The organism is Burkholderia sp. Bp8963, assembly GCF_003854275.1.
Lineage (GTDB): Bacteria > Pseudomonadota > Gammaproteobacteria > Burkholderiales > Burkholderiaceae > Burkholderia.
This window is the reverse complement of record NZ_QTQP01000027.1, coordinates 38,269-53,679: the sequence shown is the minus strand read 5'-3', so window position 1 is coordinate 53,679 and position 15,411 is coordinate 38,269. Positions and strand designations below refer to the sequence as shown.

General features: G+C 65.0%; 12 protein-coding genes. 11 read left to right on the top strand and 1 reads right to left on the bottom strand.

The genetic code is table 11. The features are described from left to right. Nucleotides 1–152 precede the first annotated feature (152 nt). The 10 genes from ftsH (at nucleotide 153) to phoR (ending at nucleotide 11,458) form a co-directional block, all read left to right on the top strand. Nucleotides 153–2,048 carry an ATP-dependent zinc metalloprotease FtsH gene (gene ftsH / locus DID96_RS22205; protein ID WP_124601415.1) on the top strand — a complete coding sequence of 632 codons (1,896 nt, stop codon included), beginning with the start codon at nucleotides 153–155 and terminating at the stop codon, nucleotides 2,046–2,048. Nucleotides 2,049–2,075: 27 nt separating this feature from the next. Continuing rightward, nucleotides 2,076–3,017: a dihydropteroate synthase gene (gene folP, locus DID96_RS22200; RefSeq protein ID WP_124601414.1), complete on the top strand. Its 942-nt coding sequence runs from the start codon at nucleotides 2,076–2,078 to the stop codon at nucleotides 3,015–3,017. 25 nt (nucleotides 3,018–3,042) lie between these two features. Next, nucleotides 3,043–4,398, top strand: a complete 1,356-nt coding sequence (gene glmM / locus DID96_RS22195; protein ID WP_124601413.1) for a phosphoglucosamine mutase — start codon at nucleotides 3,043–3,045, stop codon at nucleotides 4,396–4,398. Between the two features lie 347 nt (nucleotides 4,399–4,745). After that, nucleotides 4,746–5,780 carry a phosphate ABC transporter substrate-binding protein PstS gene (gene pstS / locus DID96_RS22185; protein WP_124601411.1) on the top strand — a complete coding sequence of 345 codons (1,035 nt, stop codon included), beginning with the start codon at nucleotides 4,746–4,748 and terminating at the stop codon, nucleotides 5,778–5,780. 100 nt (nucleotides 5,781–5,880) lie between these two features. Next, the gene (gene pstC, locus DID96_RS22180; RefSeq protein ID WP_124601410.1) at nucleotides 5,881–6,867 is read left to right on the top strand and encodes a phosphate ABC transporter permease PstC; all 987 of its coding nucleotides are present in this window, start codon (nucleotides 5,881–5,883) and stop codon (nucleotides 6,865–6,867) included. Next, a complete protein-coding gene (gene pstA, locus DID96_RS22175; RefSeq protein ID WP_124601409.1) occupies nucleotides 6,864–7,757 on the top strand; it encodes a phosphate ABC transporter permease PstA in 894 nt (297 codons plus the stop codon). Before pstC ends, pstA begins: the two co-directional genes overlap by 4 nt. Nucleotides 7,758–7,772: 15 nt before the next feature. Then, the gene (pstB, locus tag DID96_RS22170) at nucleotides 7,773–8,621 is read left to right on the top strand and encodes a phosphate ABC transporter ATP-binding protein PstB (protein ID WP_124601408.1); all 849 of its coding nucleotides are present in this window, start codon (nucleotides 7,773–7,775) and stop codon (nucleotides 8,619–8,621) included. Between the two features lie 18 nt (nucleotides 8,622–8,639). Further along, nucleotides 8,640–9,344 (top strand): phosphate signaling complex protein PhoU, encoded by a 705-nt coding sequence (phoU, locus tag DID96_RS22165; RefSeq protein ID WP_124601407.1) that lies wholly within the window; start codon nucleotides 8,640–8,642, stop codon nucleotides 9,342–9,344. 34 nt (nucleotides 9,345–9,378) lie between these two features. Beyond that, entirely contained in the window at nucleotides 9,379–10,080 is a 702-nt protein-coding gene (gene phoB, locus DID96_RS22160; RefSeq protein WP_059566937.1) for a phosphate regulon transcriptional regulator PhoB, read from the top strand. A gap of 58 nt (nucleotides 10,081–10,138) precedes the next feature. Continuing rightward, on the top strand, nucleotides 10,139–11,458 hold the full coding sequence (gene phoR / locus DID96_RS22155; RefSeq protein WP_124601406.1) for a phosphate regulon sensor histidine kinase PhoR: 1,320 nt from the start codon (nucleotides 10,139–10,141) through the stop codon (nucleotides 11,456–11,458). Nucleotides 11,459–11,557: 99 nt separating this feature from the next. Here phoR and ppk1 read toward each other — a convergent pair whose 3' ends face one another. Continuing rightward, entirely contained in the window at nucleotides 11,558–13,621 is a 2,064-nt protein-coding gene (ppk1, locus tag DID96_RS22150) for a polyphosphate kinase 1 (RefSeq protein ID WP_124601405.1), read from the bottom strand. Between the two features lie 275 nt (nucleotides 13,622–13,896). On the opposite strand from ppk1, the gene ppx reads away from it, so the two are divergent. Further along, entirely contained in the window at nucleotides 13,897–15,411 is a 1,515-nt protein-coding gene (gene ppx / locus DID96_RS22145; protein ID WP_124601404.1) for an exopolyphosphatase, read from the top strand.

Here is a 15,411-nt window from a genome sequence, read left to right as displayed (position 1 = left end):
CCGCAAACGGGCTCCGGCCCTTGCCAGACAAGCCGTTCGCTATCGCAACGGTTGTCAATGCTTATGGCGGGGGTGGTCGGACTGGATTAGAATGCCTGAGGGGCGCCGCAAGGAAAATGTAGGCGCTCGTCTACGAGTGAAGGAGTGGTGCTTTGAACAACAATATGTTTTCGAAGGCAGCAGTGTGGCTGGTGATCGCACTGGTGCTGTTTACGGTGTTCAAGCAGTTCGACAAGCCCCGCGTCCAGGAAGGCGTGTCCTATTCGCAGTTCATGGACGACGCCAAGAACGGCAAGGTCAAGAATGTCGTCGTGCAGGGGCGCAACCTCACCGTCACTCCGGCTGATGGCCAGAAATACCAGATCGTGTCGCCCGGCGACATCTGGATGGTCGGCGATCTGATGAAGTATGGCGTGCAGGTCAGCGGCAAGGCCGACGACGAGCCGAACGCGCTGATGTCCGCGCTGTATTACCTCGGGCCGACGATCCTGATCATCGGCTTCTGGTTCTACATGATGCGGCAGATGCAGGGAGGCGGCAAAGGCGGCGCATTCTCGTTCGGCAAGTCGCGCGCGCGGCTGATCGACGAGAACAACAACGCGGTCAACTTCTCCGACGTCGCGGGCTGCGACGAAGCGAAGGAAGAAGTGTCCGAGCTCGTCGACTTCCTGCGCGATCCGCAGAAATTCCAGAAACTCGGCGGCCGCATTCCGCGCGGCGTGCTGCTGGTCGGCCCTCCGGGTACCGGCAAGACGCTGCTCGCCCGCGCGATCGCGGGTGAAGCGAAGGTGCCGTTCTTCAGCATCTCGGGTTCCGACTTCGTCGAAATGTTCGTCGGCGTCGGCGCGGCCCGCGTGCGCGACATGTTCGAGCAGGCGAAGAAGCACGCGCCGTGCATCGTGTTCATCGACGAAATCGACGCGGTCGGCCGCCATCGCGGCGCCGGCATGGGCGGCGGCAACGACGAGCGCGAGCAGACGCTGAACCAGATGCTCGTCGAGATGGACGGCTTCGAAGCGAATTCGGGCGTGATCGTGATCGCCGCGACCAACCGTTCCGACGTGCTCGACAAGGCGCTGCTGCGTCCGGGCCGTTTCGACCGCCAGGTCTACGTCGGCCTGCCGGACATCCGCGGCCGCGAGCAGATCATGCGCGTGCACCTGCGCAAGGTGCCGATCGCGAACGACGTCGACGCGGCAGTCATTGCGCGCGGCACGCCGGGCTTCTCGGGTGCGGATCTCGCAAACCTCGTCAACGAAGCCGCGCTGTTCGCGGCGCGCCGCGGCAAGCGGATCGTCGAGATGCAGGACTTCGAGGACGCGAAGGACAAGATCTTCATGGGGCCGGAGCGCAAGTCGGCCGTGATCCGCGAGGAAGCGAAGCGCGCGACCGCGTACCACGAGTCCGGTCACGCGGTGATCGCGAAGCTGCTGCCGAAGGCCGATCCGGTGCACAAGGTCACGATCATCCCGCGCGGCCGTGCGCTGGGCGTTACGTGGCAACTGCCCGAGCATGACAACGAGACGTATTCGAAGGATTACCTGCTCGACCGCCTGGCGATCCTGTTCGGTGGCCGCGTGGCCGAGGAACTGTTCCTGGACCTGATCAGCACCGGTGCTTCGGACGACTTCAACAAGGCGACGCAGACCGCACGCGCGATGGTTGCCCGCTTCGGCATGACCGACGCGCTCGGGCCGATGGTCTATGTCGACGACGAGAACGACTCGGGCCCGTTCGGCCGCGGCTTTACGCGGACGATCTCCGAGGCGACGCAGCAGAAGGTCGATTCGGAAATCCGCCGCGTGCTCGACGAGCAGTACAGCCTCGCTCGCCGCCTGCTCGACGAGAACCGCGACAAGGTCGAGGCGATGACCGCCGCGCTGATGGAGTGGGAAACGATCGACGCCGATCAGATCAACGACATCATGGAAGGCCGTCCGCCGCGCTCGCCGAAGAGCTCGCCGACCATCGGCAGCGATCCGTCGTCGGGCGGTACCGGGGCCGAGGTCAAGCCGGGCAGCGCAACGGCGCCTGCTTCGCCGGCATAATTTCCGCTTGCCGCCGTTCACGGGCTGGTGTGGCTTCACACCGGCCCGTTTTGCATTCATTCACGCTCGTTGCTCGTGTCCGATTCCGCCTCCCCGTCATTCATTCCCGCGCCGCTCCAGTGCGGCCGCTTCACGCTGACGTTCGAACGTCCGCTCGTCATGGGCATCCTCAACGCGACGCCCGATTCGTTTTCCGATGGTGGCCGCTTCGTTGCCCGCGACGATGCGCTGCGGCAGGCCGAGCGGATGATTGCCGAAGGGGCCGACATTCTCGACATCGGCGGCGAATCGACACGGCCCGGCGCGCCGCCGGTGCTGCTCGACGAAGAGCTCGCGCGCGTGATTCCGCTGATCGAAGCATTGCGGCCGCTGAACGTGCCGCTGTCGATCGATACCTACAAGCCGGCCGTGATGCGCGCGGCGCTGGCCGCCGGCGCGGACCTGATCAACGACATCTGGGGCTTTCGCCAGCCGGGTGCGATCGAGGCCGTGCGCGACGGCAACAGCGGGCTGTGCGCGATGCACATGCTCGGCGAGCCGCAGACGATGCAGGTGCTCGAGCCCGACTATCGCGATGTGGTCATCGACGTTCGGGACTTCCTTGCCGCGCGTGCGCAGGCACTGATGGACGCGGGCGTCGCGCCGGAGCGGATCTGCGTCGATCCGGGCTTCGGGTTCGGCAAGGCCGTCGTCGAACATAACTATGCGCTGCTCGCCGCATTGCCGCAGACGACGCCTGCGCGGCCCGACGGTCGGCCCTATCCGATTCTCGCGGGCATGTCGCGCAAATCGATGCTCGGCGCGGTGATCGGCGGCAAGCCGCCGATGGAGCGCGTCGCAGCGAGCGTCGCGGCCGCGCTGTGCGCAGTGGAGCGGGGCGCCGCAATCGTGCGCGTGCACGACGTCGCGCCGACCGTCGACGCGCTGAAAATCTGGGAGGCCGTGCGGGAAGCCGCGCGGCATAGATAAGTCAGAACGAGGAGGAAACTGCTTTATGGGACGTCGATATTTCGGCACGGACGGCATTCGCGGCACGGTCGGTGAAGCGCCGATCACGCCCGATTTTGTGTTGCGGCTTGGCTACGCGGCCGGCAAGGTGCTGGCAGGCTCGGCCGACGCCGCATCGGGCGCGCGCCCGACGGTACTGATCGGCAAGGACACGCGCGTGTCGGGCTACATGCTCGAGGCTGCGCTGGAGGCGGGCTTTTCCGCGGCGGGCGTCGACGTGATGCTGGCCGGCCCGATGCCGACACCGGGCGTCGCGTACCTGACGCGTGCGCTGCGCCTGGCGGCGGGCGTCGTGATCAGCGCGTCGCACAACCCGTATCACGACAACGGCATCAAGTTCTTCTCCGCGGACGGCAACAAGCTGCCCGACGAGACCGAAGCCGCGATCGAGGCATGGCTCGCGAAGCCGCTCGAATGCGCGCCGTCCGACGGGCTTGGCAAGGCGCGCCGTCTCGACGATGCGGCCGGCCGCTACATCGAATTCTGCAAGAGCACGTTCCCGGCGGCGTTCGACCTGCGCGGGATGAAGCTCGTGATCGACTGCGCGCATGGCGCCGCATACCAGATTGCGCCGCACGTGTTCCACGAGCTGGGTGCGGACGTGATTCCGATCGGCGTTGCGCCGAACGGCTTCAACATCAATGACGGTGTCGGCGCGACCGCACCCGACGCGCTGGTACGCGCGGTGCGTGCGAACCACGCCGATCTCGGCATTGCGCTCGACGGCGACGCGGACCGCCTGCAGGTCGTCGATGCGTCCGGCCGGCTGTTCAACGGCGACGAGCTGCTCTACGTGCTGGTCAAGGACCGTATTGCAACTAACGGTCAAGTCGAAGGGGCCGTTGGAACGCTGATGACGAATCTCGCCGTCGAAGTCGCGCTGCAGCGCGAGGGCGTGCAGTTCGTGCGCGCGGCGGTCGGCGACCGCTACGTGCTCGAGCAGCTGCGCGAACGCGGCTGGCAACTGGGGGCGGAAGGGTCCGGTCACATCCTGTCGCTCGACCGGCATACGACCGGCGACGGCATCGTGTCGGCGCTGCTGGTGCTGGCCGCGCTGAAGCGCAGCGGCCTCACGCTCGCCCAGTTGCTCGACGGCGTGACGCTGTTCCCGCAGAAGCTGATCAACGTGCGGATGAAGCCGGGTTCGGACTGGAAGGGCAATGTATCGATCCGCACGGCGATCGACGATGCGGAGAAGGCGCTGGCCGGCAGCGGCCGCGTGCTGATTCGCGCGTCGGGCACGGAGCCCGTGCTGCGCGTGATGGTCGAGGCCCAGCAGGTTGCGGACGCGAACCGTCATGCAGAGGCGATCGCCGACGTGGTCCGCGCGGCGACGGCCTGATCCCGGATCCCTGATCCCGAATCGCGGGCAGGGCGGCGCGCATCCTGTTGCTGCGCCGTCCGTGCCCGCCGCCGGCGTGCCGGCGTGCCGGCGGTGGTGGGGTACAATCCGCCCGCGATCATCGCAGCGGCGCCAGGCCGCCCGCGCATTTCGCCTTTCCTTTTCCGGCATTTCTTGCCTACTCTGGCTGTGCCAGCGCGTTCCCGGCACACCCGATCCCCGTCCGCAGTAACCTTTCAGGCAGTCATGTTACTGTCACGCCAGTTTCATCGATTGTCACAGTACTGTCATGAGCACCCCCTAACCTTCGCGGTGCCGTAGTCATCCGCTCACACTCTGGAGGTCTCATGAAATTGATGCAAACCGCGATTGCCGGCCTGGCTGGCGCGCTTTTCGCCGTCGCCGCACATGCAGCCGACATCACGGGCGCAGGCAGCACGTTCGCCATGCCGATCTATACGAAATGGGCTGCCGATTACCAGCAGGCCGGCGGTGCGAAGGTCAACTACCAGGGCATCGGCTCGTCGGGCGGCCTGAAGCAGATCAACGCGAAGACGGTCGATTTTGCCGGTTCGGACGCACCGCTGAAGGACGAGGATCTCGCGAAGGAAGGCCTGTTCCAGTTCCCGACGGTGGTCGGCGGCGTGGTGCCGGTCGTCAACGTGCCGGGCGTGAAGGCAGGTGAACTGACGCTGTCGGGCCCGGTGCTCGGCGACATCTACCTCGGCAAGATCAAGAAGTGGAACGACCCGGCGATCGCCGCGCTGAACCCGAAGGTCAAGCTGCCGGATACCGACATCGCGGTCGTTCGCCGTGCTGACGGCTCGGGTACGAGCTTCATCTGGACGAACTACCTGTCGAAGGTCAACGACGAGTGGAAGTCGAAGGTCGGCGAAGGCACGACGGTCAACTGGCCGACCGGCACGGGCGGCAAGGGCAACGACGGCGTCGCGGCATTCGTGCAGCGCCTGCCGGGCGCGATCGGCTACGTCGAGTGGGCGTACGCGAAGAAGAACAGCATGGTCTACACCGCGCTGAAGAATTCGACGGGCACGGTGGTCGAGCCGAAGACGGAAACCTTCAAGGCCGCTGCTGCCGGCGCGAACTGGTCGAAGTCGTTCTACCAGATCCTGACGAACCAGCCGGGCAAGGAAGCATGGCCGGTCGTCGGCGCGACGTTCGTGCTGCTGCATGCGAAGCAGGACAAGCCGGAGCAGGGCGCGGAAACGCTGAAGTTCTTCGGCTGGGCGTTCAAGAACGGCGAGAAGGCGGCTGACAGCCTCGACTACATCTCGCTGCCGCCGGCGGTCGAAGCGGAAATCCGCAAGCAGTGGAAGACCAAGGTGACGGACGCAGCGGGCAAGCCGGTCGCCGCGGAGTAAGGTAAGCGTTACAGCGGTTCGCTGCCCGGCCGAGCTGGCCGGGCAGTGCGTGCGGTAAGGCCGGGCGTCACGGCGTCCGGCATTCAAAAAACAGGCAACCATGTCTGACATCCCATACGTGTCTTCCCGCTCCGGTGACGGTGCGCAGCAACGCGCGCCGAGCCGCATCGGGGACATCCTGTTCGGCGGCCTCGCCTGGCTCGCCGCGATCGTGACGCTGTTGCTGCTCGGCGGCATCATCGTCTCGCTGATCATCTCGTCGATGCCGACCATCCAGAAGTTCGGCCTCGGCTTTCTCTGGCAGTCCGAATGGGACCCCAATTCGGATGTCTACGGCGCGCTCGTGCCGATCTACGGCACGATCGTGACGTCGGTGATCGCACTGGTGATCGCCGTGCCCGTCAGCTTCGGTATCGCGCTGTTCCTCACCGAGCTGTCGCCCGTCTGGCTGCGTCGTCCGCTCGGCATCGCGATCGAGCTGCTCGCTGCGATCCCGTCGATCGTCTACGGGATGTGGGGCCTGCTCGTGTTCGCGCCGATCTTCGCGACCTATTTCCAGAAACCGATCGGCCGCCTGTTCGACGGCGTGCCGGTGCTCGGTACGCTGTTCGCCGGCCCGCCGATCGGCATCGGCATTCTCGCCGCCGGCGTGATTCTCGCGATCATGATCATTCCGTACATCGCTTCGGTGATGCGCGACGTGTTCGAGGTCACCCCCGTGCTGCTGAAGGAATCGGCATACGGGATCGGCTGCACGACCTGGGAAGTGATGTGGAAGATCGTGCTGCCCTATACGAAGACCGGCGTGATCGGCGGCGTGATGCTCGGCCTCGGCCGCGCACTCGGCGAAACGATGGCGGTCACGTTCGTGATCGGCAACACGAACCTGCTCGACAACGTTTCGCTGTTCTCGCCGGGCAACAGCATCACGTCGGCGCTCGCTAACGAGTTTGCCGAAGCGTCGCCCGGCCTGCATACGTCCGCGCTGATGGAACTGGGCCTGATCCTGTTCGTGATCACGTTCATCGTGCTGGCCATTTCCAAACTGCTGCTGCTGCGCCTCGAGAAAGGAGAGGGCAAGAAATGAGCGAGCCCGTGATGAATTTCCCCGGACCGGACGGCGCCGTGCTCGACGCGATGCGCAGCCGCCTGCAGCGCAAGCGCAAGATCGTCAACGGGATCGCGCTTACCGCATCGCTCGGCGCGATGGCGTTCGGCCTGATGTGGCTCGTGTGGATCCTCTACACGACGCTGCACCTCGGCATCGGCGGCCTGTCGCTGCAAATGTTCACCGAATCGACCCCGCCGCCGAACACACCGGGTGGCGGCCTCGCGAACGCGATCGTCGGCAGCCTGATGCTGGTCGGCTTCGGCACGCTGGTCGGTACGCCGATCGGCGTCCTCGCGGGCGTGTACCTCGCCGAATACGGGCAGAAGAACCTGCTCGCGAGCACGGTTCGTTTCATCAACGACATCCTGCTGTCGGCGCCGTCGATCGTCGTGGGCCTGTTCGTCTACGCGATCGTCGTCGCGAAGTCGGGCCGCTTCTCCGGCTGGGCCGGCGTGATCGCACTCGCACTGCTGCAGATCCCGATCGTGATCCGCACGACCGAGAACATGCTGAAGCTCGTGCCGAACGCGCTGCGCGAAGCGGCCTTCGCGCTCGGTACGCCGAAGTGGCGGATGGTGCTGAAGATCACGCTGCGCGCGTCGATGGGCGGCATCATCACGGGCGTGCTGCTCGCAGTCGCGCGGATCGCCGGCGAGACGGCGCCGCTGCTGTTTACCGCGCTGTCGAACCAGTTCTTCTCGTGGGACATGAGCCAGCCGATGGCCAACCTGCCCGTCACGATCTTCAAGTTCGCGATGAGCCCGTTCGCGGAATGGCAGTCGCTCGCATGGGCGGGCGTGTTCCTGATTACGCTCGGGGTGCTCGGACTCAACATCCTGGCGCGCTCGATCTTCTCGAAACAGTAACGGCGGAGCAATCCGATGAATATGGCAGAGAGCCACCTGAATCCCATCGAACGCGTCGCCGCACCGGCTGGTACGCAGGGCGCCGCGGACGGCCGTCCGCTCGAGCCGCTGGACGCGAAGATCGAAGTCAACAACCTCAACTTCTTCTACAACAAGTTCCACGCGCTGAAGAACATCAACATGCGCATTCCCGAAGGCAAGGTGACCGCGTTCATCGGCCCGTCGGGTTGCGGCAAGTCGACGCTGCTGCGCACGTTCAACAAGATGTTTGCGCTCTATCCGGAGCAGCGCGCCGAAGGCGAGATCCTGATGGACGGCGAGAACCTGCTGACGACGAAGCGCGACATCTCGCTGCTGCGTGCGCGAATCGGCATGGTGTTCCAGAAGCCGACGCCGTTCCCGATGTCGATCTACGACAACATCGCGTTCGGCGTGAAGATGTTCGAGAAGCTCACGCGTTCGGAAATGGACGACCGCGTCGAGTGGGCGCTGACGAAGGCCGCGCTGTGGAACGAAGTGAAGGACAAGCTCGGCCAGAGCGGCTACGGCCTCTCGGGTGGCCAGCAGCAGCGTCTGTGCATCGCGCGCGGCATCGCGATCCGTCCGGAAGTGCTGCTGCTCGACGAGCCGTGCTCGGCGCTCGACCCGATCTCGACGGGCCGCATCGAAGAGCTGATCGCGGAGCTGAAGAGCGACTATACGGTCGTGATCGTCACGCACAACATGCAGCAGGCGGCGCGCTGCTCGGATTTCACGGCCTACATGTACCTGGGCGAACTGATCGAATTCGGCGAGACCGAGAAGATCTTCATCAAGCCGGTACGCAAGGAAACGGAAGACTACATCACCGGCCGCTTCGGTTGATGACGGAGAACAACAGCCATGTCGGATAAACATTTGTCGAGCCAGTTCGACGCCGATCTCAATGCCGTGTCGTCGAAGGTGCTCGAGATGGGCGGGCTCGTCGAGGCGCAGATCATCGGCGCGATGCACGCGCTCAACGAATTCGACCGCGATGCGGCCGAGAAGGTGATCGCGAACGAAGACATCCTGAACGCGATGGAAGTCGACATCGACCAGGAGTGCGGCAACATCATCGCGCTGCGCCAGCCTGCCGCGCGCGACCTGCGTCTTTTGATGTCGATTTCGAAAACGATTACGAACCTCGAGCGCGCCGGCGACGAGGCGGAGAAGATCGCGAAGCGCGTGCGCCGCCTGGTCGACGAGCCGGCCGCGCGCGCGGTCAACATCGCCGAGATCAAGGTGTCCGGCGAGATGGCCGTGACGATTCTGCGCCGCGCGCTCGATGCGTTCGCGCGTCTCGACACGGTCGCCGCCGCGCAGATCGTCAAGGACGACAAGGAAATCGACCAGGAATTCCGCGCGTTCGTGCGCAAGCTCGTGTCGTACATGCAGGAAGACCCGCGCACGATCTCGGTCGGCCTCGAGTACCTGTTCATCGCGAAGGCGATCGAACGGATCGGCGACCACGCGAAGAACCTCGCCGAATTCATCATCTACATCGTGAAGGGCACCGACGTGCGGCACCAGCCGCGCGACACGCTCGATCGCGAAGCCAATAGTTAACACGTCTCCGTTCAGGACGGACAACGAGGTGCCGATGCCCAGCAACATTCTCGTCATCGAAGACGAACCCGCGATTTCCGAGCTGATCTCGGTGAATCTCCAGCATGCCGGACACTGCCCGATCCGCGCGTACAACGCGGAGCAGGCGGCGAACCTGATCAGCGACGTGCTGCCCGATCTCGTGCTGCTCGACTGGATGCTGCCGGGCAAGTCCGGCATCGCGTTCGCGCGCGACCTGCGCAACAACGAGCGGACCAAGCACATCCCGATCATCATGCTGACCGCGCGCGGCGACGAGCAGGACAAGGTGCTCGGCCTCGAGATCGGCGCGGACGACTACGTGACGAAGCCGTTTTCGCCGAAGGAGCTGATGGCGCGCATCAAGGCGGTGCTGCGCCGCCGCGCGCCGCAGCTGACCGAGGACGTCGTGTCGATCAACGGGCTGCGTCTCGACCCGGCGACGCATCGGGTCGCCGCCCACGCGGAAGGCAGCGAGATCAAGCTCGATCTCGGCCCGACCGAGTTCCGCCTGCTGCACTTCTTCATGACGCATCCGGAGCGCGTGCACAGCCGCACGCAGCTGCTCGACCAGGTGTGGGGCGATCACGTGTTCGTCGAAGAACGCACCGTGGACGTGCATATCAAACGATTGCGCGCGGCGCTCAAGCCGGCCGGTTGCGACGCGATGATCGAGACGGTCCGCGGCAGCGGCTACCGGCTTGCGAAACACGCCTAATGCACGAGCGGTGCGTGGCGCGCCGCGGCACGCATATCAACTTTTCGGACGCTGAATCATGAACATCATCTGGGCGCGCTTCATCGTGTCGCTCGTGTTGCTCGTGCTGATCAGCGTACTGGTCGGCTTTCTTGCCGGTCCGACCGCGGGCCTCGTGTTCGCGGCCGTGATGCTGGTCGCCCAGGGCTTTTTCAGTACCTTCCACACTCAGCGCCTCTGGCGCCTGCTCGATGCGCCCGTGTATGGCGAAGTGCCGAGCGCGCCGGGCATCTGGGGCGAGATTTATTACCGGCTGCACAAGCTCGCGAAGCAGTGGCACGCACAGGTGCGGCAGGTCGAGCAGCAGCATTCGCGCTTCATCCAGGCGATCCAGGCGTCGCCGAACGGCGTCGCGATGCTCGACGACCACGACCAGATCGAGTGGTGCAATGCGATCGCCGAAGTGCATTTCGGCCTCGACGCAAAGCGCGACCTGCGCCAGCACGTCACCAACCTGGTTCGGCATCCTGATTTCGTCCGCTACCTGAATTCCCAGCACTACGACGAGATGCTCGTGATGCACGGAATGGGCGATGCGCGGCAGAACGTGCTCGCGGTGCAGGTGTTCCCGTACGGCGAGAATCGCAAGCTGCTGCTGACGCAGGACATCACCGAGCTCGAGCGCACCGACGCGATGCGGCGCGACTTCGTCGCGAACGTATCGCACGAGCTGAAGACGCCGCTCACCGTGCTGTCGGGTTTCCTCGAAACGATGCGCGAGCTGCCGCTCAACGAAGAGGACCGCGCGCGCTATCTCGACCTGATGGAGCAGCAGGCCTCGCGGATGCGTCATATCGTCACCGACCTGCTGGTGCTTGCGAAGCTCGAAGGCGAGAGCAAGCCGGCCGCCGATCGGCCGGTCGACATGCGGTCCGTGTTCGACCATCTGAAGGAAGATGCGCAGACGCTGTCGAACGGGCATCACGACATCGAGTTCGCGATCGACGAAACGCTTGCGGTTGCCGGCGCGCAGACGGAAATCTTCAGCGCGTTCGCGAACCTCGTGACGAATGCGATCCGCTATACGCCGGAAGGCGGCAAGATCCTCGTATCGTGGCGGCGCGAAGGCCCGCAGGCCGTGTTCTCGGTGACGGACAGCGGGTTTGGCATCCCGGCCACCGATCTGCCGCGGCTGACCGAGCGCTTCTACCGCGTCGACCGCAGCCGTTCGCGCGATACGGGCGGCACGGGGCTCGGGCTCGCAATCGTCAAGCACGTGCTGCAGCGGCACGATGCGCATCTGTACATCCAGAGCGAGGAGGGGCGCGGCAGCACGTTCACCGCGCGCTTTCCGGCGCTGCGGACCGTGACGGTGAGGCCGGCGGCCTACGAGGCATGATGAAGTAGCCGCTTCGGATGCCGCGCGTGACGTAAGCGGGCATCGACCATGAAAAAAGCGCAGCCTGGCTGCGCTTTTTTCATGGTCGCGCGATGCGCGTCACGAGCAGAATTTTGCGAGCAGGCCGAGCTGCGCATTGCGCACTGCCTTGCCCGCGCGGCGGCGCCGGTAGTGACCGTCGCTGTGCATCGTCCACGAGCACTGGTTGTCGCCGAGGAACACCGACAGACCCTCGGCGATCACGCGGTGCTTGAGCTTGCGCTGTCGAATCGGAAACGCAACCTCGACGCGGCGGAACAGGTTGCGGTCCATCAAGTCTGCGCTTGACAGGTACACGTCCTCGGCGCCGTTCGCGTGGAAGTAGTAGATCCGGTGATGCTCGAGGAAGCGGCCGACGATCGAGCGCACCGTGATGTTGTCCGACAGCCCCGGTACGCCCGGCTGCAGCGCGCAGACGCCGCGCACGATCAGGTCGACCTTCACGCCTGCCTGCGACGCTTCGTACAGCGCCGCGATCACCGACGGCTCGAGCAGCGCGTTCATCTTCGCGACAACGCGTGCGCGCTTGCCTGCGCGCGCGTTCTCGGTTTCGGCGCGGATCGCGTCGATGATGCGCGGATGCAGCGTGAACGGCGACTGCCACAGCTCATGCAGCGTCAGCTCGCCGCCGATCCCGGTCAGTTGCTGGAATACGTGATGAACGTCCTCGCAGATCTTCTGGTCGGCCGTCATCAGCCCGAAGTCCGTATAGAGGCGGGCGGTGCGCGGATGGTAGTTGCCGGTACCGAGGTGCACGTAGCGGCGCAGCGACGCCTTGCCGGCCTTCACGACGCGCCGCACGATCAGCATCATCTTCGCGTGGCACTTGTGTCCGACGACGCCGTACACGACGTGCGCGCCCACCGCTTCGAGCTGCGACGCCCAGTTGATGTTGGTCTCCTCGTCGAAGCGGGCGAGCAGCTCGACGACGACCGTCACTTCCTTGCCGTTGCGCGCGGCTTCCATCAGTGCATCCATCAGCGGCGAGTCGGTGCCGGTACGATAGATCGTCTGCTTGATCGCGACGACGCTCGGATCCTTCGCCGCCTGCTGCAGCAGCTCGAGCACGGGCTGGAAGCTTTCGTACGGGTGATGCAGCAGGATGTCGCCGTCGTCGATCGCGTCGAACATCGTGCCCGCATTCGCGATGACGGGCGGAATCGATGCGGTGAACGGCGCGAACTTCAGATCCGGACGGTCGACGAGGTCCGGGATCTGCATCAGCCGCACGAGGTTCACCGAACCGATCACGCGATAGCAGTCTTTCTCGCTGAGCCCGCTTTCTTCGAGCAGGCGCCGCACGATATGCGCGGGCGTATCGGCGGACACTTCGAGGCGCACCGCATTGCCGAGATGGCGCGCGGGCAGTTCGCCCTGCAGCGCGACGCGCAGGTTCGTGATTTCGTCTTCGTCGACGAACAGTTCGCTGTTGCGCGTAATGCGGAACTGGTTGCAGCTCTTCACGACGAGCTGCGGAAACAGCTCGCCGACGAAGCGCTGCATGAACGAACTCAGCAGCACGAAGCCGTGCTCGAAGCCGGACAGCGCATGCGGCATGCGCACGACGCGCGGCAGCGCGCGCGGCGCCTGCACGATGCCCATCACGGCCTGGCGGCCGAACGCGTCGCGGCCCTCGAGCTCGACGACGAAGTTCAGGCTCTTGTTCAGTACGCGCGGGAACGGGTGGGCGGGATCGAGGCCGATCGGCGTCAGCACCGGCAGCAGTTCGTCGAAGAAATAGCGCCGCGCCCATTCGGTCTGCTCGTCGTTCCACGTGTCGCTGCTGTGGAAGTAGATGCCTTCCTGTTCGAGCGCCGGCAGCACCGTTTCGTGCAGCATCGTGTACTGGCGGTGCACGAGACGCTGCGCGCGCTCGACGACGAGATCGTAAGCATGCTGTAACGACATGCCGTCGGGCGTGAGCGCGCCGGGATTGTCGCGGATCTGCTCCTGCATGCCAGCCATCCGGACTTCGAAGAATTCGTCGAGGTTGCTGCTCGTGATGCAGACGAAGCGCAGGCGTTCCAGCAGGGGGACATGCGGGTCGGCCGCTTGCGCGAGGACGCGCTCATTGAAACCAAGGATGCCGAGTTCACGATTGAGAAGCGGGTATCGAACGGACATCGGCAGAGTGGGGGATGGGTCGGTCAATGACTCGAAAGGACGCTCGGAAACTCTCACGATGTGATGACGTGCAAATGACAGGAATCGTTATGTATCGGCAAATTCTACGCCGGAAACGTTTCGTCGCATAAATGTTTCACCTATATACAATGCTGCAGGGTGCATGCCCGCCGAACGTGACACCGGCAGGCGTTCCACGCTTAAAATGTCGCCTTTGATTGACTGCCCCGCGGTGACTGACAGCCGCGGTCGAACGCGCACGGAGCCCCTTTCTGATGGTTACAACCCCCCACTTGCTGGCTGCAGTGGATCTCGGCTCGAACAGCTTCCGGCTGATCGTCGGACGCATCGAGGAGACGCCGGCCGGTAGCCAGATCTATCCTGTCGACGCGCTGCGCGAGCCGGTGCGGCTGGCCGCTGGCCTGTCGCTCGACAAGATGCTCGACCGCGCATCGCAGGAGCGTGGCTGGGAGGCGCTCAAGCGGTTCGGCGAACGGCTGCGCGATTTTCATCCCGATCACGTGCGCGCGGTGGCGACCAACACGCTGCGCGTCGCGAAGAACGCGGGCGAGTTCCTCGTCGAGGCGGAAGCGGCGCTCGGGTTTCCGATCGAAGTGATCGCGGGCCGCGAAGAGGCCCGTCTGATCTATGCGGGTGCCGCGCATTCGGTGCCGGCGAGCGCGGGCAAGCGGCTCGTCGTCGATATCGGCGGCGGTTCGACCGAGTTCATCATCGGCTCGCACTACACGCCGCTCGTGATGGAGAGCCTGTACATCGGTTGCGTGAGCCATAGCCGCGCATTTTTCCCGGCCGGCAACGTCGACGAGTACACGATGCGGCAGGCCGAACTCGCCGCGAAGCGCGAGATCCAGATCATTTCGGGCGAGTACAAGAAGGCGGGGTGGGATCAGGCGATCGGTTCGTCGGGCACCGCGCGCGCGCTCGCGGAACTCGTCGAGGCGAACGGCTTCAACGATCCCGGCGTGTCGCACGGGATTTCGCGCGGCGGGCTCGAGCGCCTGAAGCGCGCGCTGATCAAGTCCGAGAACGTCAACCGGCTGAAGCTCGTCGCGCTGAAGCCCGACCGCGTGCCGGTGCTCGCCGGCGGGCTCGCGATCATGCTCGCGGTGTTCGAGGAGCTCGGCATCGACTATGTCGACACGACCGACGGTGCGCTGCGCCTCGGCGTGCTGTACGACCTGCTCGGCCGAGCGCAGCACGAGGACATGCGCGCGGTGACCGTCGAGGGCTTTACGCGCCGCTATGGCGTCGATCGCGCGCAGGCCGAGCGGATTGCCGCGTTGGCGGTGCGCTTCTACGACCAGCTTGAGGAGCCCGACGACGAACTCCGCGAGGAAAGCCGGATGTTCCTCGGCTGGGCGGCGGCACTGCACGAGATTGGTCTGTCGATTTCGCACAGCTCCTATCACAAGCATTCCGCGTACATCGCGAGCAATGCGGACATGCCGGGTTTCTCGCGTACCGACCAGGCGCGCCTCGCGGCGCTCGTGCTCGGCCATGCAGGCAAGCTTGGCAAGCTGTCGCAGGCGCGCGAAGTCGAGTGGCCGCTGCTGTTCTGTCTGCGTCTGGCCGCGCTGCTGTGCCGCCGCCGTACCGATGCGGGGCTGCCGGACATTTCCGTGACGCAGATGAAGAAGGGCGGGTACGAAGTGCGTCTGCCCGGCGCGTGGGTCGAGCAGAATCCGCTGACCGATTACAGCCTCAGCCAGGAGGCGGCGGAATGGGAGAAGGTCGGCATTCCGTATCGCGTGGTGTATACGGGCGCGTGA